Origin of the sequence: Pseudomonas sp. ES1, assembly GCF_050586605.1 — a bacterium.
GTDB classification, from domain to species: Bacteria; Pseudomonadota; Gammaproteobacteria; order Pseudomonadales; family Pseudomonadaceae; genus Aquipseudomonas; species Aquipseudomonas sichuanensis.
This window is the reverse complement of sequence record NZ_JBOBDM010000047.1, coordinates 1-19677: the sequence shown is the minus strand read 5'-3', so window position 1 is coordinate 19677 and position 19677 is coordinate 1. Positions and strand designations below refer to the sequence as shown.

19 protein-coding genes are annotated in these 19677 nt (G+C 63.7%); 12 read left to right on the top strand and 7 right to left on the bottom strand.

From position 1 onward, the window contains the following. Nucleotide 1: 1 nt before the first annotated feature. Nucleotides 2-1213: a bifunctional phosphopantothenoylcysteine decarboxylase/phosphopantothenate--cysteine ligase CoaBC gene (gene coaBC, locus ACQ4N9_RS18955; RefSeq protein ID WP_110992005.1), complete on the bottom strand. Its 1212-nt coding sequence runs from the start codon at nucleotides 1211-1213 to the stop codon at nucleotides 2-4. 127 nt (nucleotides 1214-1340) lie between these two features. Between coaBC and radC the strand changes: the two genes are divergently transcribed. Further along, nucleotides 1341-2021: a RadC family protein gene (radC, locus tag ACQ4N9_RS18950; RefSeq protein WP_125466057.1), complete on the top strand. Its 681-nt coding sequence runs from the start codon at nucleotides 1341-1343 to the stop codon at nucleotides 2019-2021. A 134-nt stretch (nucleotides 2022-2155) separates the two neighbouring features. Here the strand turns inward: radC and ACQ4N9_RS18945 are convergent, their stop codons facing one another. Continuing rightward, nucleotides 2156-3745: an ABC transporter substrate-binding protein gene (locus ACQ4N9_RS18945; RefSeq protein WP_390969534.1), complete on the bottom strand. Its 1590-nt coding sequence runs from the start codon at nucleotides 3743-3745 to the stop codon at nucleotides 2156-2158. Nucleotides 3746-4107: 362 nt separating this feature from the next. On the opposite strand from ACQ4N9_RS18945, the gene rpmB reads away from it, so the two are divergent. Then, nucleotides 4108-4344, top strand: coding sequence for a 50S ribosomal protein L28 (rpmB, locus tag ACQ4N9_RS18940; protein WP_003253504.1), 237 nt, complete (start codon nucleotides 4108-4110; stop codon nucleotides 4342-4344). An 11-nt stretch (nucleotides 4345-4355) separates the two neighbouring features. Then, nucleotides 4356-4511: a 50S ribosomal protein L33 gene (rpmG, locus tag ACQ4N9_RS18935; RefSeq protein WP_003253507.1), complete on the top strand. Its 156-nt coding sequence runs from the start codon at nucleotides 4356-4358 to the stop codon at nucleotides 4509-4511. Between the two features lie 198 nt (nucleotides 4512-4709). On the opposite strand, the gene ACQ4N9_RS18930 is transcribed toward rpmG, so the two are convergent. Then, nucleotides 4710-5069, bottom strand: coding sequence for a cupin domain-containing protein (locus tag ACQ4N9_RS18930; protein WP_390969531.1), 360 nt, complete (start codon nucleotides 5067-5069; stop codon nucleotides 4710-4712). A gap of 195 nt (nucleotides 5070-5264) precedes the next feature. Here ACQ4N9_RS18930 and ACQ4N9_RS18925 point away from each other — a divergent pair, with 195 nt between their 5' ends. Next, on the top strand, nucleotides 5265-6758 hold the full coding sequence (locus ACQ4N9_RS18925; protein WP_110992009.1) for an aldehyde dehydrogenase: 1494 nt from the start codon (nucleotides 5265-5267) through the stop codon (nucleotides 6756-6758). 138 nt (nucleotides 6759-6896) lie between these two features. After that, nucleotides 6897-8036, top strand: a complete 1140-nt coding sequence (locus tag ACQ4N9_RS18920) for an MFS transporter (RefSeq protein ID WP_390969529.1) — start codon at nucleotides 6897-6899, stop codon at nucleotides 8034-8036. Nucleotides 8037-8071: 35 nt separating this feature from the next. Here ACQ4N9_RS18920 and ACQ4N9_RS18915 read toward each other — a convergent pair whose 3' ends face one another. Then, nucleotides 8072-9628, bottom strand: a complete 1557-nt coding sequence (locus ACQ4N9_RS18915) for a phospholipase D family protein (RefSeq protein WP_390969527.1) — start codon at nucleotides 9626-9628, stop codon at nucleotides 8072-8074. 60 nt (nucleotides 9629-9688) lie between these two features. Continuing rightward, nucleotides 9689-11119, bottom strand: a complete 1431-nt coding sequence (locus ACQ4N9_RS18910; protein ID WP_390969525.1) for a PLP-dependent aminotransferase family protein — start codon at nucleotides 11117-11119, stop codon at nucleotides 9689-9691. A 178-nt stretch (nucleotides 11120-11297) separates the two neighbouring features. On the opposite strand from ACQ4N9_RS18910, the gene ACQ4N9_RS18905 reads away from it, so the two are divergent. Then, complete coding sequence (locus ACQ4N9_RS18905) at nucleotides 11298-11528, top strand: DUF1127 domain-containing protein (protein WP_125861103.1); 231 nt, start codon at nucleotides 11298-11300, stop codon at nucleotides 11526-11528. Between the two features lie 130 nt (nucleotides 11529-11658). On the opposite strand, the gene ACQ4N9_RS18900 is transcribed toward ACQ4N9_RS18905, so the two are convergent. Continuing rightward, nucleotides 11659-12951: an NAD(P)/FAD-dependent oxidoreductase gene (locus tag ACQ4N9_RS18900; RefSeq protein ID WP_390969523.1), complete on the bottom strand. Its 1293-nt coding sequence runs from the start codon at nucleotides 12949-12951 to the stop codon at nucleotides 11659-11661. A 156-nt stretch (nucleotides 12952-13107) separates the two neighbouring features. On the opposite strand from ACQ4N9_RS18900, the gene ACQ4N9_RS18895 reads away from it, so the two are divergent. Further along, nucleotides 13108-13461, top strand: a complete 354-nt coding sequence (locus ACQ4N9_RS18895; protein WP_390969521.1) for a YkgJ family cysteine cluster protein — start codon at nucleotides 13108-13110, stop codon at nucleotides 13459-13461. Nucleotides 13462-13465: 4 nt separating this feature from the next. Here the strand turns inward: ACQ4N9_RS18895 and dadR are convergent, their stop codons facing one another. Beyond that, nucleotides 13466-13954 carry a transcriptional regulator DadR gene (gene dadR, locus ACQ4N9_RS18890; RefSeq protein WP_003258963.1) on the bottom strand — a complete coding sequence of 163 codons (489 nt, stop codon included), beginning with the start codon at nucleotides 13952-13954 and terminating at the stop codon, nucleotides 13466-13468. A 155-nt stretch (nucleotides 13955-14109) separates the two neighbouring features. Here dadR and dadA point away from each other — a divergent pair, with 155 nt between their 5' ends. The 5 genes from dadA (at nucleotide 14110) to ACQ4N9_RS18865 (ending at nucleotide 19551) form a co-directional block, all read left to right on the top strand. Further along, entirely contained in the window at nucleotides 14110-15411 is a 1302-nt protein-coding gene (gene dadA / locus ACQ4N9_RS18885) for a D-amino acid dehydrogenase (RefSeq protein ID WP_390969519.1), read from the top strand. Nucleotides 15412-15603: 192 nt separating this feature from the next. Beyond that, complete coding sequence (alr, locus tag ACQ4N9_RS18880) at nucleotides 15604-16677, top strand: alanine racemase (RefSeq protein ID WP_390969517.1); 1074 nt, start codon at nucleotides 15604-15606, stop codon at nucleotides 16675-16677. Nucleotides 16678-16785: 108 nt separating this feature from the next. Beyond that, nucleotides 16786-17334, top strand: a complete 549-nt coding sequence (locus ACQ4N9_RS18875) for a cupin domain-containing protein (RefSeq protein ID WP_110992018.1) — start codon at nucleotides 16786-16788, stop codon at nucleotides 17332-17334. 154 nt (nucleotides 17335-17488) lie between these two features. Beyond that, nucleotides 17489-17893 carry a c-type cytochrome gene (locus ACQ4N9_RS18870; protein WP_110992137.1) on the top strand — a complete coding sequence of 135 codons (405 nt, stop codon included), beginning with the start codon at nucleotides 17489-17491 and terminating at the stop codon, nucleotides 17891-17893. 362 nt (nucleotides 17894-18255) lie between these two features. After that, on the top strand, nucleotides 18256-19551 hold the full coding sequence (locus ACQ4N9_RS18865; RefSeq protein ID WP_390969515.1) for a hypothetical protein: 1296 nt from the start codon (nucleotides 18256-18258) through the stop codon (nucleotides 19549-19551). The last annotated feature ends 126 nt before the right edge of the window (nucleotides 19552-19677 follow it).

The following is a 19677-nucleotide window of genomic DNA, read 5'->3' as shown; positions in this document are numbered from 1 at the left end:
CTTATTGAACCTGGTTGAGCCGTTCGGCGATGAAGGCAACCAGCTGGCGGGCGATCTTGCCTTTGCTGGTCTGCGCGAAGAGGGTTTGATGCTGCTGCCGGTCGATCACGGTCAGGGCGTTTTCCTCGCTGTTGAAGCCGATGCTGGGGTTGGCCACATCATTGGCGACGATCAGGTCGAGGTTCTTGTCCTTGAGCTTGCGCGTGGCGTAGTCGAGCAGGTGCTCGGTCTCGGCGGCAAAGCCCACGCTGAACGGGCGATCGGCGCGGCCGGCAATGGTCGCAAGGATATCGGGATTGCGCACCATCTGCAGCAGCATGCCGTCGCCGGTGGTGGGATCTTTCTTGAGCTTCTGTGCGGCGACGACTTCCGGGCGGTAGTCCGCGACCGCAGCCGAGGCGATGAACAGGTCACAGGGCATGGCGGCTTCACAGGCCGCGAGCATGTCCCGCGCGCTGACCACGTCGATGCGGCTGACCCGGTCCGGGGTCGGCAGGTGTACCGGGCCGGTGACCAGGGTCACCCGGGCCCCGGCTTCAGCGGCCGCCTCGGCCAGGGCAAAGCCCATTTTCCCTGAACTATGGTTGGTGATGTAGCGCACCGGGTCGATGTTCTCTTGGGTCGGCCCGGCGGTAATCAGCACGTGCTTGCCGGTCAGTGCCTGGCGCTTGAAGCTCTCGGCGGCGCACCAGGCCAGGTCGGTGGCTTCGAGCATGCGGCCCAGGCCCACATCGCCACAGGCCTGGCTGCCGGAGGCCGGGCCGAACACCTGGATACCACGGCGCTTGAGCAGTTCGAGGTTGTCCTGGGTTGCCGGGTCGCGCCACATGGCCTGGTTCATCGCCGGCGCCACGGCGACGGTGGCGTCGGTGGCCAGCACCAGGGTAGTCAGCAGGTCGTCGGCCATGCCCTGGGCCATGCGCGCCATCAGGTCGGCGGTGGCCGGGGCAATCAGCACCAGGTCTGCCCATTTGGCCAGTTCGATATGGCCCATGGCCGCTTCGGCGGCGGGGTCGAGCAAGTCCATGTGCACGGGGTGGCCGGACAGCGCCTGCAGGGTGAGCGGAGTGATGAATTCGGCACCACCACGGGTCATGACCACGCGCACCTGCGCGCCGTGTTCCAGGAGTCGGCGAATCAGCTCGGCGCTCTTGTAGGCGGCGATGCCGCCACCCACGCCGAGAACGATGCGCTTGCGATACAACCGCTGCATAGGCCTTGCCTTATTCCAGTGAAAGCGGGCGGCGACGGTGACTGCCTGCGGCAGATCGTCGCATTTTCGAAGCGAACTAGATTAACACAGCGCCCAAACGGGCCGTAGTGGCAGGCGAGGAGGGGGGATGAACATCAGAGAATGGCCGGCCGAGGAGCGGCCGAGGGAGAAGTTGTTGCAGCGCGGCGCGGCGGTGCTGTCGGACGCCGAGCTGGTCGCGGTGTTGCTGGGGTCGGGGGTCGCCGGGCGTAATGTGCTGGACTTGGCGCGTGGGCTGCTGGCGAAGTTTGGCGGGCTCAGGCCGTTCCTCGAGGCCGATCGTGCCAGGGTTCTGCGTGAGCCGGGACTGGGGCCGGTGAAATACGCCCAGTTGCAGGCGTTGCTGGAGATCGGCAGGCGGTATCTGGACGAGGGCATCGAGCGTGCGTCGGCGCTGGAGTCGCCGACATCGGTGCGGCGCTATCTGAAATCGATGCTGCGCCATGAGGCCAGCGAGGTATTCGGTTGCCTGTTCCTGGATACCAAGCACCGGCCGTTGGCGTTCGAGATCCTGTTTCGCGGCACCATCGACCGGGCGAGCATCTACCCGCGCGAGGTGGTACGCCGGGCCTTGCTGCACAACGCGGCGGCGCTGATCCTGTGCCATAACCACCCGTCAGGCCATTGCCAGCCCAGCCAGGACGACGTGCACCTGACGCAGATGCTCAAGCGCTCGCTGGCGCTGATCGACGTAAGGGTGATGGACCATGTCATCGTCGGTGATGGCGAACCACTGTCCATGGCCGAGCATGGGTGGTTGGCAGGCTAGTCATGAGTTGACTGCGCCGGCCTCTTCGCGGGTAAACCCGCTCCCACAGGCTGCGCATTCGGCGCGAAACCTCTGGGAGCGGCGGTTCGGCGCCCCGATTTACCCGCGAAGAGGCCGGCACAGTCAGCAGATAATCAGCGGCCCACAGAGACCTTGCTGAAATCCAACCGCCCGAACGGGCTCACCTGATACCCCTCGACACCCTTGTGCAGCAAGGTCGCCGCCGTCGGATGCGCCAGCGGCAGCCACAGCGCCTGCTGCTGGATCAGTGCCTGGGCCTGTTGGTACAGACGGCTGCGCACGCTCTGGTCGTTGGTGGTGCGCCCGGCATTGATCAGCTGGTCCAGGCGGCTGTCGCAGAACCGCGCGAAGTTGGTCCCGGACTTGACCGCCGCGCAGGAGAATTGCGGGCTGAGGAAGTTGTCCGGGTCGCCGTTGTCACCCGCCCAGCCCATGAACAGCAGGTCGTGCTCGCCCGCCTTGGCGCGGCGGATCAACTCGCCCCACTCGAGGGTGCGAATCTCGGCCTTGATGCCGACCTTGGCCAGGTCCGCCTGAAGCATCTGCGCGCCCAGGCTGGGGTTGGGGTTGAGCAGGCTGCCCGACGGGCGGGTCCAGATCGTGGTGGCAAAACCATCGGCCAGGCCGGCCTTGGCCAGCAGCGCCTTGGCCTTCTTCTGGTCCATGGCGTAACCCGGCAGGTCCTTGGCGTAGCTCCAGGTATTCGGCGGGTAGGGGCCGTTGGCGGCGGTGGCGGTGTTTTCGAACACGGCCTTCAGGTAGGCCGGCTTGTCGAAGGCCAGGTTGATGGCCTGGCGCACCTCGGGTTTGTCCAGCGGCGGGTGCTGGCTGTTGATGGCGACGAACGCGGTCATGAACGCCGGGGTGGTCGCCACCTTGAGGTTGCCGTCCTTGCCGGCCTCGGCGATGTCCAGCGGCTTGGGCGACAGGGCCACCTGGCATTCGCCGCGCTTGAGCTTCTGCAGGCGTACGTTGGCGTCGGTGGTGATGGCGAAGATCAGCGGGTCGACCGACGGTTTGCCGGCGAAGTAGTCGGGGTTGGCGCGGTAGCGCACCACGGCGTCCTTCTGGAAACGCTGGAAGACGAACGGCCCGGTACCCACAGGCTGGCTGTTGAGCTTGTCCGGGGTCTCGGCCTTGAGCAGCTTGTCGGCATATTCGGCGGAGTAGATCGAGGCAAAGCCCATGCTCAGGGTGGCCAGGAAGGTGGCATCCGGGTGCGAGAGGGTGAAGCGCACGGTATTGGGCTGGGGGGCCTCGATCGACTTGATCAGGCTGCCCAGCTGCAGCGACTGGGCATGCGGGTAGCCGCCCGCAGCGGTCTTGTGCCAGGGGTGGGCGGGGTAGAGCATGCGCTGGAAGCTGAACAGCACGTCTTCGGCGTCCAGCTCGCGGCTGGGCTTGAAGTAGGGCGTGGTGTGGAATTTGACGCCCTGGCGCAGGGTGAAGTCATAGATCAGGCCGTCCGGCGACACCGTCCAGCGCTCGGCCAGGCTGGGCACGACCTTGCCCAGCCCTGCATCGAATTCGACCAGGCGGTTCATCAGCACATCGGCCGAGGCATTGGTGGTGGTCAGCGAGTTGTACTGGACCACGTCGAAGCCTTCCGGGCTGGCTTCGGTGCACACCGACAGCGGCGCGGCCTGGGCAAGGCCGGCGGCGCACAGCGTGGTGAACAACAGGGAAAGGGCGGCGGCACGCATGGTGGCTCCTTGGCGGGTTTGTGGCACCATCTGCCGGTGCAGTCTGGAAAAGTCCTACCCTAGTGTGGGCACGGGCAAATGACCACACCCTTTCGCATTAATTCGGCGACGGGCGGTCGACACCTTGGCGCCCCAGTCGTTATGCTGCCCGGGCGCACTCGGCACGACCTGAAGACACATCTTCTGTTGTTGCGGCTGAGTCTTTCTGGTATAAAGCAGCGCTCTTTTCTAGGGGCTCGGCCTGTCGCGTAAGCGCTTCCGGTCGATAAGACCCTCGGAAACACGGCGCCTAGCGCCAATGACTGAGAGATTAAGCGGCCAACCCATGCCGGGTTGGGCATGTGGTTTTAGAGGGCTGAGGCATGTCGAGAGTCTGTCAAGTTACTGGTAAGGGTCCAGTAACCGGGAATAACATTTCCCACGCAAACAACAAAACCCGTCGTCGTTTCCTGCCAAACCTGCAGCACCACCGTTTCTGGGTTGAATCCGAGAAGCGTTTCGTGCGTCTGCGCGTTTCCGCCAAAGGCATGCGTATCATCGACAAGCGCGGCATCGATGCCGTTCTGGTCGACATCCGCAAAGCTGGCGCCAAGGTTTAAGGGAGAACATCATGCGTGAATTGATCCGTCTGGTTTCGAGTGCCGGTACCGGCCACTTCTACACCACCGACAAGAACAAGCGCACCACTCCGGACAAGATCGAGATCAAGAAATACGATCCGGTCGTCCGCAAGCACGTGGTGTACAAGGAAGCCAAGATCAAGTAATTGATCGGCAACCTGAAAAAACCCGCAACCGTAAGGTGGCGGGTTTTTTTATGCCTGCAGGAAAATCGTGTTCAGCCTCTTCGCGGGTAAACCCGCTCCCACAGGGGCCGTGCGAAACCTGAGCTTCACTGCAAGCCTGCAGGAACCCCTTGCTCCCACAGCCTGTGGGAGCGGGTTTACCCGCGAAGAAGCTGGCGCTTACTTCTGCTCGAACATCACATAGATCTTGCGGCACGGCTCCAGCACCTCCCAAGTGCCCTTGAAGCCCGCCGGGATGACGAAGCGATCACCGGTGCGCAGGGTCTTGGCATTGCCTTCCTGGTCGCGCAGCACCGACACACCTTGCACGATCTCGCAGTATTCATGCTCGGTGTAGTTCACCGTCCACTGGCCCACTTCACCTTCCCAGACGCCCGCGGCGAACTGCCCGCACGGGCTGGAATAGTGGTTGTAGACAGCCTGGTCAGGCTCGCCCTTGAGGATTTTCTCCGCCGCCGGGCGGTAGCGTTCGGCCTCGGTCAGAACCTGGGCGAAGTCGACGATGCTGGCGATACTCATGGTGGTTACCCTGTTGTTGTTTAATAAAATGAACATCAGTAGGCATTTGAGCCGTTCGTGTCAAATATATTGATAGTTTCCCCGCCCTGGTTTAGGGTGGCAGGTGCCCGTGTGCCTCGTCACCCGGCCAGAATTTCTGACAGCGCCCGTGAGTCCTCAGTGCGGCGTTGCACCTTAACAAGAGAGGAGTTTCCTATGACCACCCTGACTCGTGCGGACTGGGAACAGCGTGCCCAGCAACTGAAGATCGAAGGCCGCGCCTTCATCAACGGCGAATACACCGATGCCGCATCCGGTGAAACCTTCGACTGCCTGAGCCCGGTGGACGGACGCTTCCTGGCCAAGGTTGCCAGCTGCGACCTGGCCGATGCCAACCGCGCTGTCGAAAATGCCCGCGCCGTGTTCGAATCCGGCGTCTGGTCGCGCCTGGCTCCGGCCAAGCGCAAGGCCAAGCTGATCCGCTTCGCCGACCTGCTGCGCAAGCACGTCGAAGAGCTGGCCCTGCTCGAAACCCTCGACATGGGCAAGCCGATCGGCGACTCCTCCAGCATCGACGTGCCAGGCGCGGCCAGTGCCCTGCACTGGAACGCCGAAGCCATCGATAAAGTCTACGACGAAGTCGCGCCAACCCCGCACGACCAGCTCGGCCTGGTTACCCGTGAGCCGGTGGGCGTGGTCGGTGCCATCGTGCCGTGGAACTTCCCGCTGCTGATGGCCTGCTGGAAACTCGGCCCGGCCCTGGCCACCGGTAACTCCATCGTCCTCAAGCCGTCGGAAAAATCGCCGCTGACCGCCATCCGCATCGCCCAGCTGGCGATCGAAGCCGGTATCCCGGCGGGCGTGCTCAACGTGCTGCCAGGCTATGGTCACACCGTGGGCAAGGCCCTGGCCCTGCACATGGACGTCGACACCCTGGTGTTCACCGGTTCGACCAAGATCGCCAAGCAGCTGATGATCTACGCCGGCGAGTCGAACATGAAACGCGTCTGGCTGGAAGCCGGCGGCAAGAGCCCGAACATCGTCTTCGCCGACGCCCCGGACCTGCAAGCCGCCGCCGAGGCCGCAGCCAGCGCCATCGCCTTCAACCAGGGTGAAGTCTGCACCGCAGGTTCGCGTCTGCTGGTGGAGCGTTCGATCAAGGACAAGTTCCTGCCCATGGTGGTCGAGGCCCTCAAGGCCTGGAAACCGGGCAACCCGCTGGACCCGGCAACCACCGTCGGTGCGCTGGTCGATACCCAGCAGATGAACACCGTGCTGTCGTACATCGACGCCGGTCACCAGGACGGCGCCAAGCTGCTGGCTGGCGGCAAGCGCATCCTCGAAGAAACCGGCGGCACCTACGTCGAGCCGACCATCTTCGACGGCGTGACCAACGCCATGAAGATCGCCCAGGAAGAAATCTTCGGCCCGGTACTGTCGGTGATCACCTTCGACACCGCTGAAGAAGCCATCGCCATCGCCAACGACACCCCATACGGCCTGGCAGCCGGCATCTGGACCTCGGACATCTCCAAGGCCCACAAGACCGCCCGCGCCGTGCGTGCCGGCAGCGTCTGGGTCAACCAGTACGACGGCGGCGACATGACCGCGCCGTTCGGTGGCTTCAAGCAGTCGGGCAACGGCCGTGACAAGTCGCTGCACGCGCTGGAGAAGTACACCGAGCTGAAGGCGACCTGGATCAAGCTGTAATCCGGTAACGCCTTTTCGCGGGGCAAGCTCGCTCCCACGCAACCAAGCGCTGATGATTCATCATCAAACCCTTGGCGGCGTGGGAGCGGGCTTGCCCCGCGATGCTTTCTGCCTGATTTGACTGCCCGGGAGGCCACCATGCGTTGGGGAACCTATTTTGCCGTGCTGGCGTCGGTGCTCAGTGTCGGGCTCGCGCTCGGCGTGAGCATGCCGCTGGTGTCCCTGCGCCTGGAGGGCTGGGGTTACGGTGGGTTCGCCATCGGCGTGATGGCGGCGATGCCAGCGCTGGGCGTGCTGGTCGGCGCCGCCGTGGCTAGCCGCCTGGCCGGTTGGGTCGGTGTACCGGCCGCCATGCGCCTGTGCCTGTGGGGCGGGGCGCTGTCGATCGGCCTGGTGGCGTTGCTGCCCAGTTACCCGCTGTGGCTGGCGCTGCGCCTGCTGATCGGCATGTCGCTGACCGTGGTGTTCATCCTCGGCGAAAGCTGGATCAACCAGCTGGTGGTCGAGCAATGGCGCGGGCGGCTGGTGGCGCTGTATGGCAGCAGCTACGCCCTGAGTCAGCTGGCCGGGCCGATGGTGCTGGGTTTTCTCGGTTCCAACGATGACTTCGGTTTCTGGGCGGCGACCGGGCTGCTGCTGGTTGCCCCGCTGATCCTCATTGGCCGTAGCGGCGCACCCAGCACCGAGGCGTGCAGCGTTACCTTCTTCGACCTGTTCGCCTTCTGCCGGCGGCTGCCGGTCATTGCCTGGGCCATCGCCCTGTTCGCCGCTTTCGAGGCCATGATCCTCACCCTGCTGCCGGTGTATTGCCTGCAGCAGGGCTTCACCACGGAAGTGGCGCTGTTCATGGTCAGCACCGTGGTGGTGGGCGATGCGGTGTTGCAGTTGCCGATCGGGGCGCTGGCTGATCGCATGTCGCGACGCACGTTGTTCAGTGGCTGCGCGCTGACCCTGCTGGTCTCGAGCCTGGCCATCCCGCTGCTGCTGCACACGCCGCTGATCTGGCCCTTGTGGGTGCTGTTCGGGGCCAGTGCGGGAGGGTTGTTCACCCTGTCGCTGGTGTTGATCGGCGAGCGCTATCGTGATGATGAGCTGGTGCGGGCCAATGCCCACGTGGCGCAGTTGTGGGGTATCGGTTGCCTGCTCGGGCCGCTGCTGGCCGGGGCGGGTAGCCAGTGGGTCAGTGGGCATGCGTTGCTGCTGCTGATGGCGGTGGGGGCAGCGGGGTTGGTGGTGTTGACTCGGCGCAAGGATGCCTTCGAGCCAGCGTCTGCCTGATCGATTGCTATCGCGGGGCAAGCCCGCGATAGGCCCTACAGCATCTTCTCCAGCCCCACCGCCTTGCTGATCCAGGCATTGAACCGCCGCCACCAGCCACCCGGCTCGGTCAGCAGCATATGCCGCTGGCCATTGTCCTCGGTGACCCACACCAGCTTCCCGCCCACCAGCTTTGGCTGGTAGCTCAACGCCGGCGCCATGCCTTGTACCGCCAGGTCGCGGGTGTACTCGGCCAACTCCGGGCTGTCCACCAGCACGCCGACCTCGGTGTTCCACAGCACCGAACGCGGGTCGAAGTTGAACGAGCCGATGAACGTCTTGCGCCTGTCGAACACCATCGCCTTGCTGTGCAGGCTCGAGTCGGAGCTGCCGTGCAGGCTCAGGCCGCGCCGGGCACTGCGGTCGCCGGGCTGGCGACGCATCTCGTACAACTGCACGCCATGTTCGAGCAGGGCGCGGCGGTAGGGCGCGTAACCGCCGTGTACCGCCGGTACGTCGGTGGCCTCCAGCGAATTGGTCAGCAGCTTGACCGAGGTACCGGCGTCCGCATGGCTGGTCAGGTACAGCAAGCCCGGCTCACCCGGCACGAAGTAGGCCGACACCAGGATCAGCTCGTGTCGCACGCTGTTCAGGTCCGGCGCCAGTTGCTGGCTCATCAGCAGTTGTGGGTCGGGTTCGTCATCGGCCAGCACTTTGCTCGGCGCGTCCCACAGCGCCTGGCTGTGCGCCCAGATCAGCTCGTTGCGCCATACGTCCAGACGTGGCTGTGCCTGGTAGGCCATCAGCCGGTCGTAAAGGGCTTTGCGCTTGATGCGTGCCTCGGCCAGGGACACTTCCAGGCGCTGGCGGCTGGCGCGCAGGTCTTCGGCATCGGGCTGCCACCACAGGTAATCGCCGATCGGCCGGCTCAGGGCGCTGTTCCAGTACTGGTCGAAGCCGTGCCCGAGTTGCTCGGCCACCGGGCCTACCCCCAACAGGTCGATGTCGGTGAAGTTGAGGTTGGGCTCGGCGTCGAAGTATTCGTCGCCCAGGTTGCGCCCGCCGACGATGGCCATGCTGTTGTCCACCAGGAACAGCTTGTTGTGCATGCGTCGGTGCTGGCGCGACAGGTTGAACAGCCGGCCCGCGGCGCGGGTCACGCCGGTGCTGCGGCCCAGGTGCAGCGGGTTGAACACGCGGATCTGGATGTTCGGATGGGCATCCAGGGTGCCCATGATGGTGTCCAGGCCGTCGCTGGTGGTGTCGTCGAGCAGGATGCGCACGCGCACGCCGCGGTCGGCGGCGCGCAGCAGTTCGTGCACCAGTGCGCGGGTACTGAGGCCGTCGTGGACGATGTAGTACTGCAGGTCGATGCTGGCCTGGGCGTTGCGGATCAGCTCGGCGCGGGCGCGGAAGGCCTCGTTGCTGTTGGGCAGCAGGCGAAAACCCGAACGCCCCTCGTAGGGCGCGGCCTGGCGCTGCACCGAGCGGCCGAACGCCGACTCGCTGGCCGGCAGCGCCTGGCTGACATCACGGGGTGTAGCGGTGCTGGCGCAGCCTGACAGGCCGAGCAGCAGCACCAGCAGCAGGGGCAGGGCTGGCTGGCGTCTCAAGGGTGAATCGTCCTGTGCGACAGGGGCTTATGGGGTTGGACCGTGGCGGGCGGCGCAACGTTACCCGGCAGCCTGTTCGGCCGCCAGTAGACGATGGGCGGTTTCCCCCACCTTGCGCACCGCGGCTTCGATCTGCGGCGTCGGCCGCGCGGCGAAGTTCATGCGCAGGCAATTGCGGTACTTGCCTGAGGCCGAGAAGATGCTGCCCACGGCGATCTGCACGCCCTGCTCCAGTAAAGCCCGGTTCAGGCGCAACGTATCGAAACTTTCCGCCAACTCCACCCACAGCATGAAGCCGCCCTGGGGCCGGCTGGCGCGGGTGCCCGGCGGGAAATAACGGGTCACCCAGTCGCACATCTGGTCGCGGCCGCGCTGGTACTGGCTGCGCATGCGCCGCAGGTGGGGCTGGTAGTGGCCCTCGGCGATGAAGTCGGCAATGGCCAGTTGCGGCTGGCAGGCGGTGCTGCCGGTACTGATGTACTTCATGTGCAGCACCCGCTCCAGGTAGCGCCCCGGCGCTACCCAGCCGATACGCAGGCCCGGTGCCAGGGTCTTGGAGAACGAACTGCACAGCAGCACCCGGCCATCGTCGTCGAACGACTTGATGGTGGGTGGGCGCGGGTAGGTGTAGGCCAGGTCGCCATACACATCGTCTTCGAGGATCGCCACGTCGTAGCGCTGGGCGAGGGTGAGCAAGGCCTTCTTGCGCGCCTCGGGCATGATGTAGCCCAGCGGGTTGTTGCAGTTGGGGGTGATCTGGATGAGTTTGATCGGCCACTGCTCCAGGGCCAGCTCCAGCGCTTCGAGGCTGATGCCGGTGATCGGGTCGGTGGGGATTTCCAGCGCCTTCATGCCCAGGCCCTTGAGGGTCTGCATGGCGCCGTGGAAGCTCGGCGAGTCGACCGCGACGATGTCCCCGGGTTGGCACACCGCGCGGATGCTGCACGACAGCGCCTCGTGGCAGCCGGTGGTCACCACCAGGTCGGCCGGGCCCAGGCGGCAGCCGGAATCGAGCATCAGCCGGGCGATCTGCTCACGCAGTTGGGCATTGCCGTGGATGTTGTCGTAGTACAGGCCGGGCATGTCCTGGCGCCGGCTGAGCTGCGCCAGGCTGCGCAGCAGCGGCTTGAGCGTGGGGCTGTCGACATCCGGCATGCCACGGCCCAGCTGGATCACTTCCGGGCGCGGGGTGGCGCGTATCAGTTCCAGCACCTGTTCCCACTGGGAGATATCCACAGGCCGTTGCGCCGGGCGGCTGATGTCGGGCAGGGCAGGGAGGTTGCGGTCCTCGGCGACGAAGTAGCCGGACTTGGGCCGTGGCGACACCAGGCCGTTGTCCTCCAGCAGGCGGTAGGCCTGTTGCACGGTACTCAGGCTGACCCCGTGCTCGGTGCTCAGGGCGCGGACCGAGGGCAGGCGTTGGCCCGGCCGGTACAGGCCCTGCTCGATGCGCGACCCGAGCAGTTCGGCCAGGTTGAGGTAGAGGGTCACGGCATACTCCTGAATATCTTGTGGGGTGGGACCGATACAGATTGTAGGAAAATACTCCATTCAGCGGGCCTTCCGCCAATTCTGTATGGAAATAATAAATCTGTGTTGGATCTGTATTGCTCATGGCTCGCACGCGCATGCTTTCTGCACGCTATGACGTGATCTGGAGGGTGCGGTAATGGGTGGCATGAGCGATGTACGGTTGCAACTGTTGGCCACGGAACTGGAGGCGGGGCAGCGGCCCAAGGTTTACAGCGCTCCGGCGGGGCTCGGGCGCTGGGGGCTCATGCTGCATCGCTGGCGCACCCGCAGGGCCTTGCTGCAGCTGGAGGACTACCAGCTGCGCGATATCGGGCTGACCTGGGAGCAGGCGTGCCACGAGGCGCGCAAGCCGTTCTGGAGGGATTGAGGGATCAAGGTATTGGGTTGTCAGGGTTGGCCCTATCGCCGGCAAGCCGGCTCCCACAGGGTAGCGAGCATCATGAGCTTGCGCAGTCCCTGTGGGAGCCGGCTTGCCGGCGATAGGGCCCGATACCCGATCACACCAGCTCTTTGAGCCTGTACCACAACATCCCCAATGCCAACAGCGGCGAGCGCATCAGCTTGCCGCCGGGGAAGGTCGGGTGCGGCACCTTGGCGAACAGGTCGAAACGCCCGCTCTGCTGGCCGCTGATGGCTTCGCCGAGCAGGCGCCCGGCCAGGTGGGTGGCGTTCACCCCATGCCCGGAGTAGGCCTGGGCGTAATAGACGTTCGGCTGCCCGGCCAGGCGGCCGATCTGCGGCAGGCGGTTGGCGCCGATGCCGATCATCCCGCCCCACTGGTAGTCGATGCGCACGTCGGCCAGTTGCGGGAACACCTTGAGCATCTTCGGTCGCATGTAGGCGGCGATGTCCTGCGGGTCGCGCCCGGAGTAGTGGCAGGCACCGCCGAACAGCAGGCGATGGTCGGCGGACAACCGGTAGTAGTCCAGGGCCACGCGCTGGTCGCACACCGCCATGTTCTGCGGCAGCAGCTGGCGTGCACGCTCCTCGCCCAGCGGCTCGGTGGCGATGATGTAGCTACCGGCCGGCAGCACCTTGCCGCCCAGTTCGCGGTTGAGGTCGTTGTGGTAGGCGTTGCAGCACAGCACCAGGGTCTTGGCGCGGACCCGGCCCTGGGCGGTGTGCACCTTCACTTCAGGGCCGTACTCGATGCGGGTGACTTCCGATTGCTCGAACAACTGCACGCCCAGGCGGCTGGCGGCAGCCGCTTCACCGAGCGCCAGGTTGAGCGGGTGCAGGTGCCCCGAGCCCATGTCGATCAGGCCGCCGACATAGCGGTCGGAGCCCACCACCGAATGCATGTCGCCGGGCTGCACCAGGCGCAGTTCATGGCGATAGCCCAGGCTGCGCAGTTCTTCGGCGTCCTCGGCAAAACCCGCAAGCTCGGCGGGTTTGTTGGCCAGGTCGCAGTAGCCCCAGGTCAGGTCGCAGTCGATGGCGTGGCGCTCGACCCGCTCACGGACGATCTCCACGGCCTCCAGGCCCATCAAGCGCATGCTGCGCACGCCGTCCTCGCCGATCACCGGGAGGAACTGCTCCAGGCCATGGCCGACCCCGCGAATCAGTTGCCCGCCGTTGCGCCCGCTGGCGCCCCAGCCAAGCTTGCGGGCCTCCAGGAGGATCACCGACAGGCCGCGCTCGGCCAGTTCGATGGCGGTGTTCAGGCCCGAATAGCCACCGCCGACGATGCACACGTCGGCGCTGTGCTCGCCCTGCAGGTACGGATGGTCGGAGTGTGGCGCGCTACTGGCGGCGTAGTAGGAGGCGGCGTGCTGCGCGCTGTGGATCATCTGTCGATTCCCGGGGCTTAGGCGAAAGAGGGAGGATAGGCAACTGGCCTCATCGCCGGCAAGCCGGCTCCCACAGGCCACCACTGATCCTTGTGGGAGCCGGCTTGCCGGCGATTGGCCCTATAATCCGCCGCACATCCTACAGATACGCCGCCCATGTCCTGCAACCGCCACAAGATCCACTTCCTGCGCGAACTCATTCCCTCGTTCGAGTGCGTACCCGGCTGCCACGATTGCTGCGGCCCGGTCACCACCTCGGCCGAAGAAATGGCCCGCCTGCCGCGCAAGACCCAGGCCGAGCAGGAAGTGGCCCTGGAGCATCTGAACTGCGTGCACCTGGGCCCCAACGGCTGCACCGTCTACGAAGAACGCCCGATGATCTGCCGCCTGTTCGGCACCACCCCGCGCCTGGCCTGCCCGCGTGGCCGCGGGCCTGAGCAGCCGATCGACCCGGCGGCCGAACAACTGGTCCACAGCTATATCGCCAGCACCCGCCAAGTGCTGGTCTGACGCCTCAGTCCGGAATCGGCAGGCACAGGCTCTCTTTCACTTCTTCCATCACGATGTAGCTCTTCGACTCGCGCACGTGCGGCAGCTTCAGCAGGATGTCGCCCAGCAGCTTGCGGTACGAGGCCATTTCCGAGATACGCGCCTTCACCAGGTAGTCGAAATCGCCCGACACCAGGTGGCATTCCAGCACGTGGGGCAACTTGAGCACGGCGCGGCGGAACTCTTCGAAGGTGTCGCCGGACTTGTAGTCCAGGCTGATCTCGACGAACACCAGCAGGCTGCCCTTGAGGTGCTGCGGATTGAGCCGGGCGTTGTAGCCCATGATGATCCCTTCGCGCTCCAGGCGGCGCACGCGCTCGGTGCAGGGGGTGGTCGACAGCCCGACTTTCTCGCCCAGTTCGGTGAACGAGATACGGCCGTCATTCTGCAGGATGCGCAGGATATTGCGGTCGATCTTGTCCAGTTCACGCTTGCTCTGGTGCTGGGTTCTCATAGGGGATGCCCCTCCGTCAAAGGCGATTTTGCCAAGAATTCTCGCCAAATATAGGCGTTTATATAGTGAATTGCACTGGGCTGTCCTTCATACAATGCGCGCATCCATGCCATATCAACAAAAGACTGCGGCGAGCCGCGTGCGAGGGATGAACAATGCGAGTACTGGTACTAGGTAGCGGTGTGATCGGAACCGCCAGTGCCTACTATCTGGCCCGGCAAGGTTTCGAAGTCACGGTGGTCGACCGCCAGCCGGCGGTGGCCATGGAAACCAGCTTTGCCAACGCAGGCCAGATCTCGCCCGGCTATGCCTCGCCGTGGGCCGCGCCAGGCGTGCCGCTCAAGGCCATCAAGTGGCTGCTGGAGCGCCACGCCCCACTGGCCATCAAGCTCACCGGCGACGTCGACCAGTACCTGTGGATGGCGCAGATGCTGCGCAACTGCACCGCCAGCCGCTACGCGGTGAACAAGGAGCGCATGGTGCGCCTGTCCGAGTACAGCCGCGACTGCCTCGACGAGCTGCGTGCCGAAACCGGCATCGCCTATGAGAACCGCAGCCTGGGCACCACCCAGCTGTTCCGCACCCAGGCCCAGGTGGATGCCGCGGCCAAGGACATCGCCGTGCTGGAGCAGTCCGGCGTGCCTTACGAGCTGCTCGACCGCGACGGCATCGCCCGCGTCGAGCCGGCCCTGGCCGGCGTGAAGGATATCCTCGCTGGCGCCCTGCGCCTGCCCAACGACCAGACCGGCGACTGCCAGCTGTTCACCACCAAGCTGGCCGACATGGCCGTCAAGCTGGGCGTCGAGTTCCGCTTCGGCCAGGACATCCAGCGCCTGGACTTCGCCGGTGACCGCATCAACGGCGTGTGGATCGACGGCAAGCTGGAAACCGCCGACCGCTACGTGCTGGCCCTGGGCAGCTACTCGCCGCAGATGCTCAAGCCGCTGGGCATCAAGGCCCCGGTATACCCGCTCAAGGGCTACTCGCTGACTGTGCCGATCACCGATGGCGACATGGCGCCGACCTCGACCATCCTCGACGAAACCTACAAGGTGGCGATCACCCGTTTCGACAACCGTATCCGTGTTGGCGGCATGGCTGAGATCGCCGGTTTTGACCTGTCGCTGAACCCGCGTCGACGCGAAACGCTGGAGATGATCGTCAACGACCTTTATCCTCGCGGCGGCGACCTGAGCCAGGCCAGCTTCTGGACCGGTCTGCGCCCGGCCACCCCGGACGGCACGCCGATCGTCGGTGCCACCAAGTTCCGTAACCTGTTCCTCAACACCGGTCACGGCACCCTGGGCTGGACCATGGCGTGCGGTTCCGGCCGCCTGCTGGCCGACCTGATTGCCCGCAAGAAGCCGCAGATCAGCGCCGAAGGCCTGGACATCTCGCGCTACGGCAACAGCCGCGAAGCTGCCAGCCAAGGCCAGCCGGCGCCGGCGCACCAGTAAGCGGGCGCCTGTACCGGCCCCTTCGCGGTTAAAGCCGCTCCCACAGAGAGCGCGATTTCTGTGGAAGCGGCTTTAGCCGGGAAGGGGCAAACACTGATCGACCTGTTCCCTCACCCCGGTGCGGTGGGTACCTACCCCCATCTGCCGCGCCGGGGATTTCTACATAACCAGAACTGCCAGAAGGCTGCCGCCATGCGTCCCGCCCGTGCCCTGATCGACCTCCAAGCCCTCCGTCACAACTACCGCCTGGCCCGTGAGCTGACCGGTGCCAAGGCCCTGGCCGTGGTCAAGGCCGACGCCTACGGCCATGGCGCGGTGCGTTGCGCCCTGGCCCTGGAAACCGAGGCCGACGGTTTTGCCGTGGCCTGTATCGAGGAAGCCCTGGAGCTGCGCGCGGCCGGCATCAAGGCGCCGGTGCTGCTGCTCGAAGGGTTCTTCGAGGCCAGCGAGCTGGCACTGATCGCCGAGCACGACCTGTGGTGCGTGGTGCATTCGCTGTGGCAACTCGAAGCGCTGGAACAGACCCCCGTGCACAAGCCGCTGACCATCTGGCTGAAGATGGACACCGGCATGCACCGGGTTGGCGTGCACCCCAAGGACTACCACAACGCCTACCAGCGCCTGCTGGCCAGCGGCAAGGTGTCGCGCATCGTGCTGATGAGCCACTTCGCCCGTGCCGACGAACTCGACGCCACGGCCACCGAGCAGCAGGTGGCGGTGTTCGAAGCTGCCCGCCAGGGCCTTAGCGCCGAGTGCAGCCTGCGCAACTCGCCGGCGGTGCTGGGCTGGCCGAACATCAAGAGCGACTGGGTGCGCCCGGGCATCATGCTGTATGGCGCCACCCCGTTCGAGGTGGAGCAGGCCCAGGCCGCCCGCCTGCAACCGGTGATGACCCTGCAATCGCGGGTGATCAGCGTGCGCGAACTGCCGGCCGGTGAGCCGGTGGGCTATGGCGCCAAATTCGTCAGCCCTCGCCCGACCCGGGTCGGCGTAGTCGCCATGGGCTATGCCGACGGCTATCCGCGCCAGGCCCCCACCGGCACGCCTGTGGTGGTCGCCGGCAAGCGCGCCCAACTGATCGGCCGGGTGTCGATGGACATGCTCTGCATCGACCTCACCGAGGTGCCCGAGGCCACCGTCGGCAGCCCGGTCGAGCTGTGGGGCAAGCAGGTGCTGGCCAGCGACGTGGCGTTGCAGGCCGGTACCATCCCGTACCAGATCTTCTGCAATCTCAAGCGCGTGCCGCGGGACTATATCGGCGAATAAGGCGCCGAAGCGGACAGGCTGCGGGGCGGTGTGTTGTAAATACTGAACGGCATTGCCATCATATCGTTCACACATCCCCCACCTGACCCCTTCCTGGAGGCCCACGCTTTGGACGTCGGTGAACGACTGCAAGCCATCCGCAAGCTCAAGGGCCTGTCCCAGCGCGAACTCGCCAAACGCGCCGGGGTGACCAACAGCACCATCTCGATGATCGAGAAGAACAGCGTGAGCCCCTCCATCAGCTCCCTGCGCAAGGTGCTCAGTGGCATCCCCATGTCCATGGTCGAGTTCTTTTCGGTCGAACTGGCACCGGAAAGCCCGACGCAGATCGTCTACAAGGCCCACGAGCTGATCGACATCTCCGACGGCGCGGTGACCATGAAGCTGGTCGGCAAGTCGCACCCCAACCGTGCCATCGCCTTCCTCAACGAGGTCTACCCGCCCGGCGCCGATACCGGCGAAGAGATGCTCACCCATGACGGCGAAGAGACCGGCATCCTCCTGGAAGGCCGCCTGGAACTGGTGGTCGGCACCGAGATCTTCATCCTCGAAGCCGGCGACAGCTACTACTTCGAAAGCACCCGCCCGCACCGTTTCCGCAACCCGTTCGCCGAGCCTGCCCGGTTGATCAGCGCGGCCACCCCGTCGAACTTTTGATCCAGCGCAGTGCATTGATTCGCCAATACCCTTTCCCCGAGTGTGGTCGTTCCACGCTTTCAGGAGTGCCGCTATACTTTTCAACGCTCGCTATACCGTGGCCGCGAGCGTGATTAGCCACCATGAGGGTGTACGTGTGAACCAAATCAAGAAGATGCTGGCCGTACCAGCAGCCGTATTCGCCCTTTGGGCAATGAGCGCAACCGCTGCGACCAACGACGAGATCGCCAAGCGCCTGGCGCCGGTTGGGCAAGTCTGCGTCCAGGGCCAGGAATGCAAGGGCATGGAAGTGGTCGCCAGCGCTGGCGGCGGCGGTGCCAAGACGCCGGACGACATCATCGCCAAGCACTGCAACGCCTGCCATGGCAGTGGCCTTTTGGGTGCGCCGAAGATCGGCGACACCGCGGCCTGGAAAGAACGCGCCGACCACCAGGGCGGCCTCGACGGCATCCTGGCCAAGGCCATCACCGGGATCAACGCCATGCCACCGAAGGGCACCTGCGCGGATTGCTCGGATGATGACCTCAAGGGTGCGATCAAGAAGATGTCCGGGCTCTGAACGCTGCTTGAATTACCGAAAGCCCGCCGCATGGCGGGCTTTTTCTTTTGCGCTTGAACCATTATTCACTGGCATGCCCCCTCTAGCTGTAAGTCGCTACCAGCCTCACGCAGTGCTCAATAAAAACTAGCATTTTTGACAGTTGCGCAGCTTTTTGAGCAGCGTTTCAATCAGGGTGTAGTGCGACTGCATGAAGCTGGACTAGGCAATCAGGGAAGTGTGCTTAAGTAAATGAGCTTTTGCGAGAATGCTAAATCCGTACCCCTCCCTCCTGGAATAAAGCCTTTTCGCATTGATAAATACTTTTCCTAGGTGTGAATACTGCGTCCAGTAATGACGTTCAATTCAACAGGATAAATCTCATGAAAGACATCGAAGAAAAAGAATTGTACTTTGGCCCTGGTGCGAGTTCGACCAGCGCGTCTGAAGCGCCTCTTCCTATCCCCGATCTGGGTCTGGATAAACGATTCGCCGAATCCGGTGTCAAGTCGTTTGAAATCGATGGTGTTCCCGCTGGAAACGCGTTGACACTGATACCTTACCCTGCAGGTAAAGGTAGCTATGTCGTTAGCTATTATAATTATCTTAATAGTGGTCGCTCGCAAAAAGCCGGGTTTACGATGTTTGACGAAAAGGGGGTGGTTGAACAGTCATTTGGTACAGGAGGTAGCTTGACAATTCAATTGGGGTCGAGAGGCTACACGATCCCGAAGTCGACGTTCATAGACGCTGAAGGAAGATTAATCACGTATGCGTTGTCCGCGTCGGCTGAGGTAGACGTCGCTTACTTGATATGCATGGATGGCGCGGGGAGGCTGGATGATACCTTTGGAAATAAAGGCTTACTGAATGTAGATGGGTTGTTGGCTTCGCATTTCATTCCTCTAAATCCAGAGTTTGAACGGGTCTCCTGCAAAGGGGCGGTCTTCGACCCCTATGGAGGTTGCTACCTGATCGCTTACCTTGAATCTGAGGCCAAGTTTGCAAGCCTGATAGTGCGACTCGATGCGAACGGAGCGATCGATGAGAAGTTTGGTACTGATGGTGGCGTAATTATAGGAAATCGCGATGATCTTTCATATGGGAGAGTGTTGACAGAACTTGCCGTGCACGGAGCACGGCTAGTAGGCGTTTTCGTCTCGCCTGGTGATTCTAGATGGTCTGTTGTCCGTGCATTCGAATTAACGGGTGATGTCGACCTCAGTTATGGCAGTGCGGGTAAAGTTGAGCTTGAGGGATTAATTGTCAGGGGGTGTGCGCTACATTCCGATAATAGTCTCAGGGTGCTGGGCTATGTTATGGTTGATGATCCACGTCGCGGAGCTGCGACTGTATGGGCTATCGATGAGGCCGGAGAAATCACAAAGCGTTTCGAGTCATTGCATATTCCTAAGGTGGATTCCCAGTGGAGAGTTGCTACGATGGCAGGAGATAGAATTTATTGTGGGGGATCCGATCTTATCGCTGCTCCGATGTTGGGTTGTTATCGGGCTGAGTCGGGAGAGTTGGATTATTCTTTCGCTGAGTATGGATACGGTATGCCCTCGCACACACGTACGACATTTTCTATGCCGCCCACACTAACGTCCCGTGGCTCATTGTTGGTGGCGTGTAGTAGACATGGTGTTGCAGCGGTGGTCGCTGTTGCAACGTCGTGAAAGGCTGATGAAGTATTACGGCTCACGATTTCATTCTTGCACGACATCTGTTGTCTGTGCGGTTTGCGGTGTTTCTGCTCAACGTTGGAGCAGCGGTAATTAATCCGCCGCCGAGTGGCAAACCTC